This is a genomic window from Phyllobacterium sp. MT110, from assembly GCF_058792715.1.
In genome coordinates this window covers 763,601-779,725 of record NZ_JBXAFE010000001.1, presented here as the reverse complement: position 1 = coordinate 779,725, position 16,125 = coordinate 763,601, and the positions used below count along the sequence as shown (strand labels likewise).

15 protein-coding genes are annotated in these 16,125 nt (G+C 60.6%); 11 read left to right on the top strand and 4 right to left on the bottom strand.

Annotated features, from left to right (window positions below; translation table 11 throughout):
• The first annotated feature begins 51 nt into the window (after window positions 1-51).
• From rplM to AC1Q5O_RS04115, 5 genes are all read left to right on the top strand, one after another.
• On the top strand, window positions 52-516 hold the full coding sequence (gene rplM / locus AC1Q5O_RS04135) for a 50S ribosomal protein L13 (RefSeq protein ID WP_105735528.1): 465 nt from the start codon (window positions 52-54) through the stop codon (window positions 514-516).
• Window positions 517-518: 2 nt separating this feature from the next.
• Window positions 519-995, top strand: a complete 477-nt coding sequence (gene rpsI, locus AC1Q5O_RS04130; RefSeq protein ID WP_105735530.1) for a 30S ribosomal protein S9 — start codon at window positions 519-521, stop codon at window positions 993-995.
• 125 nt (window positions 996-1,120) lie between these two features.
• The gene (gene speB / locus AC1Q5O_RS04125) at window positions 1,121-2,077 is read left to right on the top strand and encodes an agmatinase (RefSeq protein WP_492561931.1); all 957 of its coding nucleotides are present in this window, start codon (window positions 1,121-1,123) and stop codon (window positions 2,075-2,077) included.
• Between the two features lie 80 nt (window positions 2,078-2,157).
• Complete coding sequence (gene argC, locus AC1Q5O_RS04120) at window positions 2,158-3,093, top strand: N-acetyl-gamma-glutamyl-phosphate reductase (RefSeq protein ID WP_492561930.1); 936 nt, start codon at window positions 2,158-2,160, stop codon at window positions 3,091-3,093.
• A complete protein-coding gene (locus AC1Q5O_RS04115) occupies window positions 3,086-3,940 on the top strand; it encodes an aminoglycoside phosphotransferase family protein (RefSeq protein ID WP_492561929.1) in 855 nt (284 codons plus the stop codon). Before argC ends, AC1Q5O_RS04115 begins: the two co-directional genes overlap by 8 nt.
• Here the strand turns inward: AC1Q5O_RS04115 and arsK are convergent.
• Window positions 3,929-5,143, bottom strand: coding sequence for an arsenite efflux MFS transporter ArsK (arsK, locus tag AC1Q5O_RS04110; RefSeq protein WP_492561928.1), 1,215 nt, complete (start codon window positions 5,141-5,143; stop codon window positions 3,929-3,931). The two genes, AC1Q5O_RS04115 and arsK, sit on opposite strands and share 12 nt — an antisense overlap.
• 93 nt (window positions 5,144-5,236) lie before the next feature.
• Window positions 5,237-6,337: a COX15/CtaA family protein gene (locus AC1Q5O_RS04105; protein ID WP_492561927.1), complete on the bottom strand. Its 1,101-nt coding sequence runs from the start codon at window positions 6,335-6,337 to the stop codon at window positions 5,237-5,239.
• A 190-nt stretch (window positions 6,338-6,527) separates the two neighbouring features.
• Between AC1Q5O_RS04105 and AC1Q5O_RS04100 the strand changes: the two genes are divergently transcribed.
• A complete protein-coding gene (locus tag AC1Q5O_RS04100) occupies window positions 6,528-6,743 on the top strand; it encodes a DUF2842 domain-containing protein (protein ID WP_105735541.1) in 216 nt (71 codons plus the stop codon).
• 1 nt (window position 6,744) lies between these two features.
• Here AC1Q5O_RS04100 and AC1Q5O_RS04095 read toward each other — a convergent pair whose 3' ends face one another.
• A complete protein-coding gene (locus AC1Q5O_RS04095; RefSeq protein ID WP_492563073.1) occupies window positions 6,745-7,761 on the bottom strand; it encodes a polysaccharide deacetylase family protein in 1,017 nt (338 codons plus the stop codon).
• Window positions 7,762-7,929: 168 nt separating this feature from the next.
• On the opposite strand from AC1Q5O_RS04095, the gene AC1Q5O_RS04090 reads away from it, so the two are divergent.
• The gene (locus AC1Q5O_RS04090) at window positions 7,930-9,060 is read left to right on the top strand and encodes a GNAT family N-acetyltransferase (RefSeq protein ID WP_492561926.1); all 1,131 of its coding nucleotides are present in this window, start codon (window positions 7,930-7,932) and stop codon (window positions 9,058-9,060) included.
• A gap of 6 nt (window positions 9,061-9,066) precedes the next feature.
• On the opposite strand, the gene AC1Q5O_RS04085 is transcribed toward AC1Q5O_RS04090, so the two are convergent.
• Window positions 9,067-11,292, bottom strand: a complete 2,226-nt coding sequence (locus tag AC1Q5O_RS04085; protein WP_492561925.1) for a GumC family protein — start codon at window positions 11,290-11,292, stop codon at window positions 9,067-9,069.
• Window positions 11,293-11,525: 233 nt separating this feature from the next.
• Here AC1Q5O_RS04085 and AC1Q5O_RS04080 point away from each other — a divergent pair, with 233 nt between their 5' ends.
• From AC1Q5O_RS04080 to AC1Q5O_RS04065, 4 genes are all read left to right on the top strand, one after another.
• Complete coding sequence (locus AC1Q5O_RS04080) at window positions 11,526-12,047, top strand: polysaccharide biosynthesis/export family protein (RefSeq protein WP_223615777.1); 522 nt, start codon at window positions 11,526-11,528, stop codon at window positions 12,045-12,047.
• A gap of 9 nt (window positions 12,048-12,056) precedes the next feature.
• Window positions 12,057-13,193 carry a glycosyltransferase family 4 protein gene (locus AC1Q5O_RS04075; RefSeq protein ID WP_492561924.1) on the top strand — a complete coding sequence of 379 codons (1,137 nt, stop codon included), beginning with the start codon at window positions 12,057-12,059 and terminating at the stop codon, window positions 13,191-13,193.
• Between the two features lie 89 nt (window positions 13,194-13,282).
• A complete protein-coding gene (locus tag AC1Q5O_RS04070; protein ID WP_464659974.1) occupies window positions 13,283-14,827 on the top strand; it encodes an undecaprenyl-phosphate glucose phosphotransferase in 1,545 nt (514 codons plus the stop codon).
• Window positions 14,824-16,083: an O-antigen ligase family protein gene (locus tag AC1Q5O_RS04065; RefSeq protein WP_492561923.1), complete on the top strand. Its 1,260-nt coding sequence runs from the start codon at window positions 14,824-14,826 to the stop codon at window positions 16,081-16,083. The genes AC1Q5O_RS04070 and AC1Q5O_RS04065 overlap by 4 nt, the downstream gene beginning before the upstream one ends.
• Window positions 16,084-16,125 lie beyond the last annotated feature (42 nt).

Below are 16,125 nucleotides of genomic sequence, written 5' to 3'. Positions count from 1 at the left end.
GCAACAAGAAAAGCCTTCCTATGTGAAGGATGATCTCAAGGACGAACACAAATGGCTACCTTCACCCAGAAGCCGGCAGATGTGACGAAAAAGTGGATCCTGATTGACGCCGAAGGTCTCGTCGTCGGCCGTCTCGCCACCATCGTTGCCAACATCCTGCGCGGCAAGCACAAAGCAACCTTCACCCCTCACGTTGACGATGGCGACAATGTCATCATCATCAATGCTGAAAAGGTTGCCTTCACCGGTAAGAAGTTTACCGACAAGGTTTACTACTGGCACACCGGCCACCCAGGTGGCATCAAGGAACGCACTGCCCGTCAGCTGCTCGAAGGCCGTTTCCCGGAACGCGTCGTCGAAAAGGCTGTTGAGCGCATGGTTCCCCGTGGTCCGCTCGGCCGTCGCCAGATGAAGAATCTGCGCGTTTACGCAGGTTCCAATCACCCCCATGAAGCGCAGGCGCCCGTCGTTCTCGACGTTGGTGCACTGAATTCCAAGAACAAAAGGAGCGCATAAGAATGGCTGAGCTCAATTCGCTCGCAGATCTCGGTACTGCCGCTGCATCGACGCAGGCAGCTGCACCGGTTCATGTCCAGAAGCTCGACGCCAATGGCCGTGCCTATGCAACAGGCAAGCGTAAGGATGCGGTCGCCCGCGTCTGGATCAAGCCAGGTTCCGGCAAGATCGTTATCAACGACAAGGAATACGGCAAGTATTTTGCCCGTCCGGTTCTGCAGATGATCCTGCAGCAGCCAATCGTTGCCGCCAACCGCGCCGGCCAGTACGACATCATCGCGACCGTCGCCGGTGGTGGTCTGTCCGGTCAGGCCGGTGCCGTTCGTCACGGCATCTCCAAGGCCCTCACCTACTTCGAACCTGCCCTGCGCGGTGTTCTGAAGAAGGGTGGTTTCCTCACACGCGACAGCCGCGTTGTTGAACGCAAGAAGTACGGCAAGGCGAAGGCCCGTCGTTCCTTCCAGTTCTCGAAGCGCTAATCCAGCGTTTCCATTGGACAGAACAGAAAGCGGGCCCTCGGGTCCGCTTTTTTGTTGCCAATAAATGCGTTTGCGGTAGCTTCGCCGCCAAGCTGAAGATGCATTATCCCGGAGTTAGAAATCCAATGCCATCGAAGACCATCGATCACGCCTTCACCGCACGGACCCTGACGAGCGCTGCGACCGATCCCACGCATGCGGGGGCGCTGTCCTTCATGCGCCGGCGCTACACGAAGAATCTGAACGGTGCGGAAGTGGTCGTCTGGGGCATTCCCTTCGACGCGGCGGTTTCCAACCGGCCGGGTGCGCGGTTCGGCCCGCAGGCCATCCGGCGGGCATCGGCTATTTTCGACAATGACCCGCAATATCCCTTCCAGCGCGATCTGTTCGAAGACCTCGCCGTGATCGATTACGGCGATTGCTTGCTCGATTACGGCAATCACCAGAAGACTCCCGCGACAATCGAGCGCGAAGCGGCCAAGATCGTCAAATCGGGCGCGTTCCTGCTCTCAATGGGCGGTGATCACTTCGTCACCTGGCCCATCCTGAAGGCGCATGCGGCCAAGCATGGCCCGGTGGCGCTGGTGCAGTTCGATGCGCATCAGGACACCTGGTACGATGACGGCAAGCGCATCGATCATGGCTCCTTTGTCGGCCGGGCGGCGCGCGACGGCGTCATCGACCCCGCGCATTCGATTCAGGTCGGCATCCGCACCCATGCACCGGATGATTGCGGCCTGCAGATCGTTTATGGCTACGAAGTCGAGGAGATGTCGGCTGCCGAGATTGCCAAGTCGATCATCAAGCGCACGGCGGGCAAACCCGTCTATCTCACCTTTGACATCGATTGCCTCGACCCGGCTTTTGCCCCCGGAACGGGTACGCCCGTTGCCGGTGGTCCGTCCTCGGCGAAAATCCTTTCGGTGCTGCGCCATCTGACCGAACTCAACATTGTCGGCGCCGACGTGGTGGAGGTCGCACCCGCCTATGACCATGCGGATGTGACGGCCATCGCCGGTGCCACAATAGCGATGTACTACCTTGGTATTCTGGCGGAGAAAAAAGCCAAGCGACGAAGCTGACATTCTGATTCAGGGTTCTTACATATCGAATCCGGTTTTCTCGCTAACTCTCTGAATATCAAGCGCCAAAGGCATCTCACATGAAACCGAAAATCTTTATCGACGGCGAACACGGCACGACAGGACTGCAAATCCGGACACGACTGGCCGGCCGCCACGATCTCGACGTCCTCTCCATTCCGGAAGCCGAGCGGCGCAACAAGGGCATGCGCGCCGACTTCCTGAAGAGCGCCGACGTGGCAATCCTCTGCCTTCCGGACGACGCGTCGAAAGAAGCTGTTGCCATCCTTGAAGGCCATAATTCCACGCGGATCATCGATACATCGACGGCGCACCGGATTCATCCTGATTGGGCCTATGGCTTTGCCGAGCTCGACCGGGCGCAGCGGCAGAAGATCGCCGATGCCCGGCTGGTGGCCAATCCCGGCTGCTATCCGACCGGCGCGATTTCGCTGGTCCGTCCGCTGCGCGATGCGGGCATCCTGCCCGGCGATTACCCGATCACCGTCAATGCGGTTTCCGGCTATACCGGCGGCGGCAAGCAGATGATTGCGCAGATGGAAGATCCAGCCAATCCGGACCATATCAGCGCCAATAATTTCCTCTACGGCTTGCCGCTCAAGCACAAGCACGTGCCGGAACTGCAGACGCACGGCCATCTCGACCGGCGTCCGATCTTCAGTCCCAGCGTCGGCCGCTTTGCCCAGGGGATGATCGTGCAGGTTCCCGTGTTCACCGGCGACCTCAACGGCAATGCCTCGCTGGAATCCATCCATGCCGCCCTGACAGCCCATTATGAAGGCCAGGACATCGTGCAGGTGGTGCCGCTGGCGGAGAGCGCATCGCTGGCAAGAATCGATGCGGAGGAACTGCGCGATACTGACATCATGAAGCTGTTCGTGCTCGGCACCGAAGGTCAGGGACAGGTGAACCTCGTGGCGCTGCTCGACAATCTCGGCAAGGGCGCTTCCGGCGCGGCCGTGCAGAATCTCGACCTCATGCTGAACCATGGCTGACAGTATCCACGAGACGTTCCCTGCCGAATGGCAGATATCTTCTCCGGAACTGTTCGTTGAAACCCATACCAGCCGCATCATCATGGTGCGGCTGGCTGACGGCACACCCGCTGTCATCAAGGCACTCAACGAAACCGGCATGCGGGAAGAGCTGCGTGGCGTGCACTATCTCGACTGGCACGACGGCAATGGCTCCATCCGTGTGCTGGCCGAAAAAGGCAATCTGCTGCTGCTCGAACATGCCGGCAGCCGCACGCTGCTGGACCAGCTGAACGCGCATGGCGACGATGCGGCCACTGCGATTGCTGTCGATGTCCTGCTGAAACTGCTGGGCAATAATGGCAAGGGCAAATCCTTCGCCCCGGACCTGCGGCCATTGCGCGAACAATATGCCAGCCTGTTCAAAAAGGCGGAAATCGACCGGAACAACGGCGATGCCAGCATTTTTGCTGCAGCGGCGGAGATTGCCGACACGCTGCTCAGCAACCCGGTCGACGTTCAGCCGCTGCATGGCGATGTCCACCACGAGAACATTCTTCTGGGCGAGCGCGGCTGGCTTGTCATCGATCCGCAGGGGCTCCTCGGCGATCCGATGTACGATGCCGCCAACATGTTCTACAACCCGCTGGAACGGCAGGATTTGCGCGCCAGCGACCAGCGTGTTGCCACCATGGCCCTCACCTTCTCCCGCGCCTTCAACCGCGATATCCGCACCATCCTCGGCTATGCCATGTCGCACGCGGCGCTGTCGGCCTCATGGCACACGGAAGACAAAAATTTCGAGGAAGCGGAGCGGAGCCTCGACGTCGCACGGGCAGTGCAACGGGTGATGGCCTCACTGGGTTGAACGCCGGACCAGGCGGGCGACCGCAAGGAATGTCAGGACGCCGAGAATGCCCACCGTGGCGGCAACAGACAAAGCCAGCGTCGGCCCGAGCTTTTCCATGATGAAGGCGAAAATGAACGGTGCGGATGACGACACGATCAGCCGCGCCGAGGTGATCCTGCCCAGAATTTCGCCATAGCCCTGATGCCCGAACAGCGCCAGCGGCAAAGTCCCCTGAACGATGCTGTTGAGCCCCGAGCCCATGCCGAAGAGCATGGCGAAGACCACGGCGCCCGCCACCAGCGGCACCGGCAGTGGCGCGATCAGCATCAGGAACGACAGGGGGATCAAGGCTGTCGACAGCACGGCGATCGACATCGCCGACAGCTTGGTGCCGAAAACCATGTTCACCAGACGTGCGGCGAACTGCGACGGCCCGAAGATGGCGCCGACCAGAACGGCCGACGTGCCGACACCCACAGCAGCCAGAACAGGCACCAGATGCACGAGCATGGCCGACAGCGAAAAGCTTGCCAGTGAGAACCCCGCCATGATCAGCAGCAGCGCCGAACGCCTATTCTCGACGGGCAACTGCCCGCCGACGCCCCTGGCGGGTTCATCCGCCCGTTCCTCATGCAGCTTTGGCGAGCGCCGCGTCATCTGCGACAACCAGAAATGGATGGGAAAACAGATGAAGACCTGCAATCCCGCGTAGAACAGGTAAATCTCCCGCCATGTAAACACTGTCAGCAGACGTGTTGCCAGCGGCCAGAACAAGGTCGAGGAAAACCCGGCTATCAGCGTCAGATAGGTGATCCGGCGCGGCGCCGTCTGCGGATCGATCTGCACAAGCACCGCGAAGGCCGTGTTGTAGAGGATGAACGGTGTGGCCATTCCCGTCGTCACGAGCGCCGGAGCGAACCAGATCCAGCTTGGCGCCAGGACGCAGAGGATGAGCGACAGTGCTGCGGCGAGCGAGCCGAATGTCATCACCCGCCCTGCTCCGAAGCGGTCGGCCCAGCGGCCGGACCATGGCGAGATGATGCCGCCGATCAGAAGCGTGCCGGAGAAGGCCGCAAACAGCCATTGCCGCGACTGGCCGAACTCCTGCGCCATGGCAGGCTCGAGAATGCTGAAACTGTAATAGAGCGTGCCGTAGCTGACGATCTGCGTGACACCCAGACCTGTAACGGCGGCCAGTGAGCGTCTTGCGCTGAGAATCATGATGGTTGCTTTCGATACGGCGGGAATGCCCCGCTGTCCGTAGCCAGCGAAGCTCTCGAATCACTACACCGAGTCTTTGCGCAAAGACAGCCGCTACGAGCGTGCGGTGGTGATTTCCGTTGACAAGGGATAGGCGCCCTTGGTGGCACGCCAATGGGCAACGGCAAAGCCAAGGATGACGATGGCAAATCCCTGATGCAAAAGGCCCAGGCTCATCGGCACCTGCATCAGCAGCGTGGTGATGCCGATGGCTGCCTGCGTGAGGACAAGGACCACCAGGAATATCGCGCGCCGCGCATGGGTTGTGCCCGGCAGGCGCCGCACCGTCGAGACCGCCTGCCACAGCGCCGCAAGCAGCACGAAATAGGCGAAGCAGCGGTGAACGAACTGCACGGTCTTGGGATTCTCGAAGAAATTGTGCCAGATGGGCTGGATCGGGAACATGTCGCCGGGAATGACGGCCCCATCCATCAGTGGCCAGGTATTATAGGAAAGACCGGCATCCAGCCCGGCAACCAGCGCGCCGAGGTAAATCTGGATGAAGACAAACACCACGAACCAACCCGCCAGACGTTGGATGCCGCTGCCGGCCGGCCGTTCCGAATAGACGGCAAGCCCGCGTGCCACATACATCACGGCGGCAAAAATGATGCAGGCCAGTGTCAGGTGCGTCGCCAGCCGGTACTGGCTGACGTCGACGCGGCCGCTGAGACCCGATGCAACCATCCACCAGCCCACGGCGCCCTGCAGGCCGCCAAGCGCCAGGATGCCGATCATGCGCGGCTTCAGCAGCCGTTCAAGCCGGCCGGTCAGCCAGAAGAAGGCAAGCGGAATGGCGACGAGGAAGCCGACGCCCCGCGCCAGGAACCGGTGCGACCACTCCCACCAGAAAATGCGCTGGAATTCGCCAAGGCTCATGCCCTTGTTGAGCTGCTCGTACTGGGGAATGAGCTTGTATTTCTCGAACTCTTCCAGCCATTGCGCGTGGTTCAAGGGCGGAATGATGCCGTGGATCGGCTTCCATTCGGTGATTGAAAGGCCCGAACCGGTCATGCGCGTCGCACCGCCCACAAGAACGATCGTGGCGAGCACAAGCAGAACGAGATAGAGCCACACGCGGATCAGTCTGCGGTTGCGCGCTTCGCGATCTCCGGCGGAGGACACAGCGCCTTCGGATAGGGTGTGGGCGGCCATTCAAAACACTCCTGTAACTGGCCGGATAGGTGCAGCATATGCGCCGGGATGACAAGCCGGGTTTACGCGACAAGCCGTCGCGTTTTTACCGCAAGGGGGGCTTTTTTGCTTTTCGCCCGCGGCTTAACCGGTTAGATGAAACCCTTGCGCACGTGTTGCAGATGAAAAAGACCAGAACTGGAATGGATTCATGCCCGTAAGGCTCAAGAAACTCATCGGAACCATCCTGCTGGTTACCCTGGTTTGCGTCTACGCCATCGTGGCCACGATCTTCGCCGTGGCGCTGCTTGCCAATGCCAGCCCGTGGATCCACCTGATCTATTTTCTTGGCACCGGCCTGCTTTGGGTCATTCCCGCCATGTTCATCATCAGCTGGATGGAAAAGGCACCGAAGAAGAAGGCCTAACTCAGGCCTGAATGACGCGCCGTCCGGCATTGGCGATCGGCGTTGTCACACCGCTCATCATCGTCTTCGCATAGACAAGCTTCTGAAAACGGCCATTAATCGAAATACGCGGCAGGGCATGCAGATTGTTGCTGTGCTCGGTATGGATGGTGCCGTGGCGCGTGGTGACCGCCGACAGAAAACCTTCCGATGCCGCAATGTCGGCTTCCCGCCGCCCGGCGGCCTTGGCCGAGCCGTAGGGATAGGCAAAATGCTGCGGCCGCCGTCCGAGCTGGTCCTCGATCATGCCCGCCGACAGATGCATTTCCTGCGCGACCATGCCCGCCGTCAGCTTTTTCAGATTGTAGTGGTGCACCGTATGGCCGCCGATGGTGCACAGCGGATCGCGGTTCATCTGGCGGATCTCGTTCCAGCTCATGACATCGCGGTCCGGCGCGACGCTGCACACCATATCCTGCGCCGCGCACATCGCGCGCAGGACGGGCATCTGTTCCAGTTCGGTCAGCGTATATGAGAAATACCGCATAATGGCATGAAAAGCCGACCTTTTCTGGGAAAGCGTCCCGCATCGCCATTCCGGCCCGTCGGGGATTCGGATGAAATCCGCCTTGGCGACAAGACTTTCGACGACTTCCCACCACAGCACGGCCGCCCCTTCGATGAAACCCGGCGCGACATACACGACGAACGGCACCGAATGTTTCTGGAAGACGGGATAGGCGTGGTGGAAATTATCGTCATAACCATCGTCAAGCGTCACCGCGACGAAACGCCGGTTGGAACGTTTGCCGCTCTTCACCCGTTCGACCACCTCGTCCATGGAGATGAACTCGGTTCCCTCGGATTTGAGCGAAACGATGATCTGTTCAAGGAACGCTGGCGTGATGGACAGGGAACGCGTCACGCCAAGCGGGCTGACGCAGTCCGGACGGACGCGATGCAGCATGATGATCGAGCCCAGCCCGCCAAAATGCTCGCGCGCCGTCGACGCAAAACCGGTGTGCCACGCCAGTCGCATCACGGCCTTTCGTATCAAGTCGGCCGCGTGGACCATTCCTTCACCAATTCGCGCTAATAGGCATGTTGAAACGGGATCGTGACCGTCATTTCATGCAGATTAAGTGTTTATATATCGTTGATCAACGGCATGGTATTTGACGCAACACCGCTTTCACTGGAACCCGCCATGCCTTTACCCCATCTCGATACAAGAATCATTGCGGCACCCGGTGAAATCGCAACAATCTGGCGATCCCTGCCGCAGAACCATGTCTGCGGCCCGGCACAGTCCGAAGATTGGGTTTCCCTGTGGCAGTCGAATGTCAATGCGGATTGCCTGATCGCCTGCCTCTGCGCCGGAGAAACACCGGTCTTCGTTCTGCCGCTGGCAATCAGCCGGTCCGGACCGTTCAGGGTCGCCGCCTACCCCGGCGGGCCGCATGCCAACTGCAATTTCCCCGTTGTGTCCCCCGCGCATCCCGTCAGCCCCGGCGACCTGAACCGGCTCTTCGAGGCCCTGCACCAGTCGCGGCCGGACATCGACCTCGTCACGCTGGAACGGCAGCTTCCGCTGCTCGACGGTTGCGCCAATCCGCTGCTGCAACTGCCGAACCGGGTAAATGCCAATATCAGTCTGGCGATCACGCTGGACCGCAATTTTCAGACGGTTCTCGAGCGCCACAACGCCAAGCGCAAGAAGAAAAAACACCGCAACAGCATCGGCAAGTTTGCCGAGGCCGGCGGTTATCGCATTGTCACGGCAACGGTGCCAGGCGAGGCCGATGCCATGCTTGAGAACTACCTTGCAAACAAGGCGGAAAAGTTCGCCAGATCCGGGATCAGGAACACGTTTGAACCCGAGGAAATTCAGCGTTTCTTCCAACAGTTGTTTGCCCGGCACGCGGCGAAGGAGCAGCCCCTGTTCCAGCTCAAAGCCGTCGAGGTCGCCGGGCGTTATCGGGCGGTCCTCGGCAAATCCCGGGCGAGAACGCAGACCTTCATCGACTTCATCGGCATTGCCGACGATGACATGAGCAATGCCAGTCCGGGTGAATTCCTGTTTTTCGAAGACATTCAGGACAGTTGCAACACCGACCTTGCCTCCTACAGTTTCGGGGTTGGCGATGAGCCGTACAAGCGGAACTGGTGCGATGTCGAAACGCTGCTCCATGACACGCAGCACAGCCTGACGGCCAAGGGCCGCGCCTGTGCCGCCTACCGGGCCGCCCGCGGCAATCTCGTGCGTGCGGTCAAGAGAAATGACCACCTGTGGACCGCGGTGAAAAAACTGCGGTCCCGGCTCTTTGGCCGCGCCTGAACAGTCTCAGTGGCGATGGCTCGCGGCAGCGGTGCGGACGATCAGCCCGTCGTCCAGCTCCAGCGCACCATCCTTGAACGGGGTGAGAAGCTCGGGCTTGATGAACTCGCCGTCAAACAGCGCCATGGATATCGCCTTGACGTCATGGTCTTCGGGATCGACCAGGCTCAGCACAAGTTCGGAACCATCGTCGACAATGTGCTTCAGCTCGGCCGCCGTGGCCGGTCCGCTGTCGATGACCACCAGATCATAGGCGGACTGCAAGGCATTGAGAATCATCGGCAGGCGCCCGATGGACTGCATGGCCTTGACGGGGTCGTGGATGCCGAGGGGGATGAGTTCCGCCTGCGAATAATGATCAGCGTGGATGACTTCGCTGAATGACCGCTCATTGGACAAAAGGTCGGTCATCCCCGCGAGATTCTGGCCATCCAGCATGGAGCGGCCGATTTCACCCGATCCAGTCATATCGATCAGAACGACCCGCACGCCGCGATCGGCAAGCTCCCGCACCAGCAATATGGTCAGCGCGGAGGCCTCGTCCCCTTCCGGCGACACGATGACCGCGCGGGCGGCACCGCTTGCCATCAGGCGGTCGGCAACGCCGGCAACACCCGAATGATCCGCATGGTGATCCGGACTTTCTACCGATGGCGCGGCAGCCAGAACCGGGGCTGCAACGGATGGCGCCGTGAATACCGGTGCGGCAACCGGCGACGGCTCCGCATGCAGGGGCTTGCTGCTTTCAACCGGAGGCACAGCCGCTGCCACGATTTTCGGCGAAGCGGCCACCTTGGGTTCCACCACACCAACATCTGCAACGGCCGTGGGCGCAGGACGCAGGGCCCGGCCACTGAACAAGGCGCTGAGCAGCGTGCCGATGCTGAGGATCAGCAGCGAGGCGACAAAGGCCGCAGCGGTCATCGGGAGAACCTTGGGGAAGTAAGGCTCGACCGGCTTGTCCGCACGGGAGAAAATCCGGACATCGGCGGGCAGATAGCCGCGATCCGTGCGTGAGGAAGCCTCGCGGTAACGCGTCAGGTATGATTCGAGCAGTTGGCGTTGCGCCGTCGCCTCGCGCTCCAGCGCGCGCAATTCCACTTCTTCTTCACCGGCCTTGGATGATTGCGCCTTCAAACCGTTGAGGGTGCGCGTCAGTTCGGCCTCACGCAGACGGGACGTTTCCGCCTCGTTTTCAAGGCTGGCAAGCACCTTGCGGGCCTCCAGCCTGATCTGCTGATCGAGATCGGCCAGCTGCGACCGCAATGCCTTGATGCGCGGATGACCGCTCAGCAGAGACGCGGACAGATCGGCAATGTCGTTGTTGAGCTGAACCTGGCGTTCGCGCAGCCGCTGGATCAGCGGCGAGGCCATCACATCAGGCAGGGTTTCCACCGGGGCACCCTTGGCGAGCGCGGTGCGAATACCCGTCGCTTTGGCTTCACTGGCCGCCTTGCTGGCGCGCACGCGCGACAGTTCCGATGACAGTTCGGACAGCTGCTGCGTGGCCAAAACCGCATTGTTCTGGCCGATCAGCAGGTCCGACGAGCTGCGATAGGCGGCAACCTTGGCTTCGGCATCCTTCACCCGCTTGCTCAGATCGGCAATTTCAGGCTCGAGCCAGCCGGTGGCATCGGCATTCGACTGGGATTTCGACGCCTGTTGCGTTGCCACATATTCGTCCGCGATGGCATTTGGCACCGCAGCGGACAGCGTCGGGTCCTTCGAGGAAAACTGGATGACGATGACGCGCGAATTCTGCACGCTGTAGACCACGAGGCGATCGCGCACGGCCTGCAGGATATAATCATCGCGTGCCGTGGCATCGGGATCGGCCGCCAGGCCAAGCTTGGCCAGGATACGCGTCAGCGCTGAAGGATCGGCACCAGCAGCGAGTTCAGCATTGTTGCCCAGATCGAGTTTTGTGATCACCCGCTTCAACAGGTCGGACGAGCCGATGAGTTCCACCTGGCTCTTGATTCCCTCCTGATCGAGAATCGGCCGGTCGTCACCCTGCTCGCCGCTGGGGCGGGTAAACACGGATTCGCGCGTCTCGATGAGAATGCGTGTTTCCGCGCGGTATTTGGGCGAAATAAGCGAAAGAACCAGGAACGCCGCCAGCGTCAGCAGAATGGCGCCCAGCAAAACGCGCACCCTGTTACGCCATAAACTGGCAAACAGTGCACCAACGTCAATATCCACGTCACTATCGACAGAGCCAGCCCGAGGCATTCCCCACTCCACTTTGAATGCCGCAATGGTAAAGACCCATGGTAACCAGCGGGTTAAAATATCCGGCACTATAAAGCAGACAGCGCAACAAAAGTGCACGCGCAGTTTACCAGCCATTAACCCTAATGAACTGATAATCCCGCTCAGAGTCGAGCGAATTCGTCGCCATTGTTGCAAGGGTATTTACGGTGTTCAGCAAGCAAATCTTTCTGGTCGCGATCAGCGTTGTGTCGATGACACTCGGCGGCTGCGCCAGTTATCGCCCTGCCCCTGCGGCATTCCATGACGCCATCAACAAACCCTACCTGCTCGATGCGGGTGACCGGGTGCGCCTGACCGTGTTCGAACAGGAAGGCTTGACCAATACCTACAGCGTTGATCAGGCCGGTTATATCTCGGTGCCGCTCATCGGCAGCGTGCCCGCCCGCGGCAAGACAATCCAGCAGATCGAAGCGGCCGTAGCCGCCAAGCTGCGCAAGGGCTATTTGCGTGACCCCGATGTCGCCGTGGAAGTCGACCGCTACCGGCCGATCTTCGTCATGGGCGAAGTCGGCGCCGCCGGTCAGTATTCCTACGTGCCGGGAATGACCGCCCAGAAGGCGATTGCCGCCGCCGGCGGTTTCAGCGCCAGGGCCAATCAGGGGGATGTCGACATCACGCGCCAGCTCAACGGTGAAATCCTCACCGGCCGCGTGACGATTTCCGATCCCGTCCTGCCCGGCGATACCGTCTATGTGCGCGAGCGCTTCTTCTGATCGCGGGAGATGAGTGACAGCCGATCCCTTCGTATTGTTCACTGCTTTCGCGCACCTGTCGGGGGAATATTCCGGCACGTGCGCGATCTCATTGATGCGCAGATAAAGGCAGGACATCAGGTCGGCGTTGTCTGCGACGCATCGACCGGCGGGGATTTCGAAGAGGCTCTGCTCGAACAGATGCGGGACAAGCTGGCATTGGGGATGCAACGCATTGCCATGCAGCGGCAGATCGGCCCCGGCGATCTGATGGCGGCGGTGCGCACCCGCAAGACGCTCAAGGCAATGCAGCCGGATATCCTGCATGGGCACGGCGCCAAGGGCGGCACCTATGCCAGACTGTTCGGCTCGCTGCTGCGGCTCTCTGGAAAGCGCGTTGCGCGGTTTTACTCCCCGCATGGCGGCAGCCTGCACTACAGCCCGGCCACCACGGCCGGCCGCGTGATTTTTCGCATCGAGCGGTTCATGGAAGGGATGACCGACCGGATCATCTTTGTCTCCGCTTTCGAGCGTGACACATACATCACCAAGGTCGGCGCGCCGCGCTGCAAATCCGCGTTGATCTATAACGGTCTGGCGGATGCTGATTTTGAACCCGTCCGGCCGGACAAGGATGCCGCGGATTTCCTGTTCATCGGCGAACTGCGCAGCCTGAAAGGGCCCGATATTTTTATCGATGCCCTGGCAGGCGTGAGCACCATGGGCGGGCGAGCGCCGACTGCCGTCATGGTCGGCGATGGCGGCGAGCGCGATCCGCTTGTCCGGCAGGCTGAAGCGACGGGCATGCGCGCGCAGATCAGGTTCCTGCCGCCCATGCAGGTGCGCACGGCGTTTCGTCTTGCCCGGATTGTGGTCATTCCCTCCCGCGCCGAAGCCCTGCCCTACATTGTCCTGGAAGCACTGGCCGCCGGCCGGCCCGTCATCGTCAGCCGCGTCGGCGGCATTCCGGAGATAGTGGGTGAGAATTCCGTCGCCCTGGTGCAACCGGATGCGCAGGAGCTTGCCCGCAAGATGGCGGCCGTTCTCGGCGATCCCGCCGCCTATCTGGCTGCCCTTCCCGGTCCCGATCAGATAAGGCAACGCTTCAGCGCCGACAGCATGGCGGCGCAGCTCGAGACGGAATATTTCGCCGCGCTGAATGAATAGGCCGAACCCCGTCCGCATGCATTTTTCAGGCAAGCATTCCTTAGCTCATCCGTGATATGACGGATCAATCGAACTCTTCAAGGTGCAGTATGAAAGACAGAAAAGGGGAAAACAGGTTCTCGCGGGATGCCGTGCGCGATCTTGCGGCCGATGCCGGGTCGTCCAAACCGGCGGAAAAGGCCAAACTCAGCCCTGTCGCCTACCAGATTGCCTCGCAATATGCGCGCAACAGCAATTCGCCCGTCATGATCAGCGGCATCATGCGCATCGTGGAATTCCTGATTATCCTGCTGACCGGCATGACGGTCTTTCTGATGTATGTCGGCCTGCAGCGGGGGGCAATCTTCAGTTATTTCTCCGCCGTTCTTGTGACCGCCATTGTCGGCGTGCTCGTCCTGGAACTCACGGACAGTTACCAGCTTGCGGTGATGCGCAATCCGTTCACCCGATTCGGCCGCCTGCTGATGGCGTGGTCCGGCACTTTTGCGCTGATGGCGCTGGCCGCCTTTTTCCTCAAGATTTCCGAGGCCTATTCGCGGGTCTGGCTGGGCACCTGGTATGTCTCCGGGCTGATCCTGTTCATTGCCTTTCGCGTGATCATGTCGCGGCTTATCCGCCGCTGGGCCCGCAACGGCAAGATGGAACGCCGCGCCGTGATTGTCGGTGGCGGCAAGCCGGCCGAAGACCTGATCCGCTCGATCGAGCAGCAGCCCTACAACGATATCCGCATCTGCGGCGTCTTCGATGACCGGGATGCCAAGCGTTCCCCGCCGGTCGTCGCTGGTTATCCCAAGCTGGGCAATATTTCCGAGCTGATCGAGTTTGCGCGCATCGCGCATATCGACATGCTCATCGTCTCCCTGCCGATCACGGCGGAAGAGCGCGTTCTGGCGCTTCTCAAGAAGCTCTGGGTCCTGCCGGTGGATATCCGGTTGTCGGCCCACAACAATCACCTGCAGTTCCGCCCGCGCGCCTATTCCTATATCGGCTCGATCGCCATGATCGATCTGTTCGACAAGCCCATCAATGATTGGGATTCCGTGGCGAAACGGGCATTCGATATCGTCTTCAGCCTGTTCGGCATCATTGTCTTCAGCCCGATCATGCTGGCGACCGCCCTCGCCATCCGGCTGGAGAGCAAGGGCTCGGTCATTTTCAAGCAGCAGCGGCACGGCTTCAACAATGAAATCATCGAGGTCTGGAAGTTCCGTTCCATGTATACGGAAATGTGCGATCCGACGGCGCGCAATGCAGTGGTGAAGAACGACCCGCGCGTCACGAAGGTCGGACGCATCATCCGCAAGACATCCGTCGACGAACTGCCGCAGTTTTTCAATTCCCTGATGGGAACGCTTTCGCTGGTCGGCCCCCGGCCGCACGCCATATCGGCCCATACCCACAATCTGCTCTACAATGAGGTCGTGGACGGCTATTTCGCCCGCCACCGGGTCAAGCCGGGTGTGACGGGGTGGGCTCAGATCAATGGCTGGCGCGGTGAAATCGATACGGAAGACAAGATCAAGATGCGGACGGAGTTCGATCTCTACTACATTGAAAACTGGTCATTGTGGTTCGATCTGAAAATCCTGTTCCTGACACCGGTCCGCCTGCTCAACACGGACAACGCCTATTGAGCGCCGCCGCCGATCCCACTGATTCAGCCCGCGTCGGCAGGGCCGCCGGCAACCGTGCGCTGATCCGGATGTTTTCGATGACGGCCGTCGGGTTCGGCGTGTTCCTCAGCGGGTTCGTCATCAACGAACCCGCGCCCTACGAATTGTACATGGCTACCCTGATCGTGGGCTGGGCACTCTTCGGCCTGCGCTTCTCGCGCAGCGTGGTGGTTCTTCTCACAACGCTTGTGCTGTTCAATCTCGGCGGCTGGCTGTCGGTGGCGCAGATGGCCGATCTGAAGACCGCACCGATGTATATGGCCGTGTCGCTGTTTCTGGCGCTCACGTCGGTGTTCTTCGCTGCGATCATCGAAGGCAACCACCGCATTCTGCAGGCGATCTTCAACGGCTATGTGATCGCGGCGGTCTGTACGACGATGCTGGGGATTCTCGGCTATTTCGATGCCTTCCCGGGGGCGGAGGTTTTTACGCGCTATGGCCGCGCCATGGGCGCCTTCAAGGACCCCAACGTCTTCGGCCCCTTCCTGATCCTGCCGATTGCCTGGCTGGTGCATGGCATACTGGTGGGCGATCTGCGCACCCTGCCGCTGCGCCTCATCCCCACGCTCATCCTCACCCTCGGCGTTTTCCTGTCGTTTTCCCGTGCCGCATGGGGCATGGCAGTGCTGGTGATTGCGGGCCTTGCCCTGGCGCTGTTCATCCGCAGCCCTAGCCGCCTCTTCCGCATCAGAATCATCCTGCTTGCCGGCCTGGCGGTCGCGATTCTTCTCGTCGCCATCGTCATCGCGCTGCAGATTCCAAGCGTGTCGGAACTGTTCTTTGCGCGCGCCCAACTGGTGCAGGATTACGACAATGCCCAGTTCGGGCGCTTCGCCCGCCACTGGTATGGCCTGCTGATGTCGGTCGATCATCCCCTCGGGATCGGACCGCTGGAGTTCGGGCCCATCTATGGCGAGGATACCCACAATATCTGGCTGAAGGCGGCGCTTGATTATGGCTGGATCGGCTTCGTCAGCTACCTGATCCTGACCATGCTGACGCTGGGTCTCGGCCTGCGCATCCTGTTACGCGACAGGCCCTGGCAGCCCTTCCTGCTATGCGCCTATCTCACCTATCTCTCGCATGTGGCGATCGGCAATGTCATCGATACCGATCACTGGCGCCATTTCTACATTCTTGTGGGCATCATCTGGGGCTGCGTCGCGCTGGAAGCCCGATATTCGCCGGCGCCCGCCGCTTCTGAAACAAGGGTGTGAAGCGGTCGCGACAGGCTCTACCCGAGCGCTTTTTTCCTATGA

Coding starts and splice junctions, on each gene's coding strand:
- rplM (WP_105735528.1), top strand. CDS start 52: ATGGCTACCTTCACCCAGAAGCCGGCAGATGTGACGAAAAAGTGGATC.
- rpsI (WP_105735530.1), top strand. CDS start 519: ATGGCTGAGCTCAATTCGCTCGCAGATCTCGGTACTGCCGCTGCATCG.
- speB (WP_492561931.1), top strand. CDS start 1,121: ATGCCATCGAAGACCATCGATCACGCCTTCACCGCACGGACCCTGACG.
- argC (WP_492561930.1), top strand. CDS start 2,158: ATGAAACCGAAAATCTTTATCGACGGCGAACACGGCACGACAGGACTG.
- AC1Q5O_RS04115 (WP_492561929.1), top strand. CDS start 3,086: ATGGCTGACAGTATCCACGAGACGTTCCCTGCCGAATGGCAGATATCT.
- arsK (WP_492561928.1), bottom strand. CDS start 5,143: ATGATTCTCAGCGCAAGACGCTCACTGGCCGCCGTTACAGGTCTGGGT.
- AC1Q5O_RS04105 (WP_492561927.1), bottom strand. CDS start 6,337: ATGGCCGCCCACACCCTATCCGAAGGCGCTGTGTCCTCCGCCGGAGAT.
- AC1Q5O_RS04100 (WP_105735541.1), top strand. CDS start 6,528: ATGCCCGTAAGGCTCAAGAAACTCATCGGAACCATCCTGCTGGTTACC.
- AC1Q5O_RS04095 (WP_492563073.1), bottom strand. CDS start 7,761: ATGCGACTGGCGTGGCACACCGGTTTTGCGTCGACGGCGCGCGAGCAT.
- AC1Q5O_RS04090 (WP_492561926.1), top strand. CDS start 7,930: ATGCCTTTACCCCATCTCGATACAAGAATCATTGCGGCACCCGGTGAA.
- AC1Q5O_RS04085 (WP_492561925.1), bottom strand. CDS start 11,292: ATGCCTCGGGCTGGCTCTGTCGATAGTGACGTGGATATTGACGTTGGT.
- AC1Q5O_RS04080 (WP_223615777.1), top strand. CDS start 11,526: ATGACACTCGGCGGCTGCGCCAGTTATCGCCCTGCCCCTGCGGCATTC.
- AC1Q5O_RS04075 (WP_492561924.1), top strand. CDS start 12,057: ATGAGTGACAGCCGATCCCTTCGTATTGTTCACTGCTTTCGCGCACCT.
- AC1Q5O_RS04070 (WP_464659974.1), top strand. CDS start 13,283: ATGAAAGACAGAAAAGGGGAAAACAGGTTCTCGCGGGATGCCGTGCGC.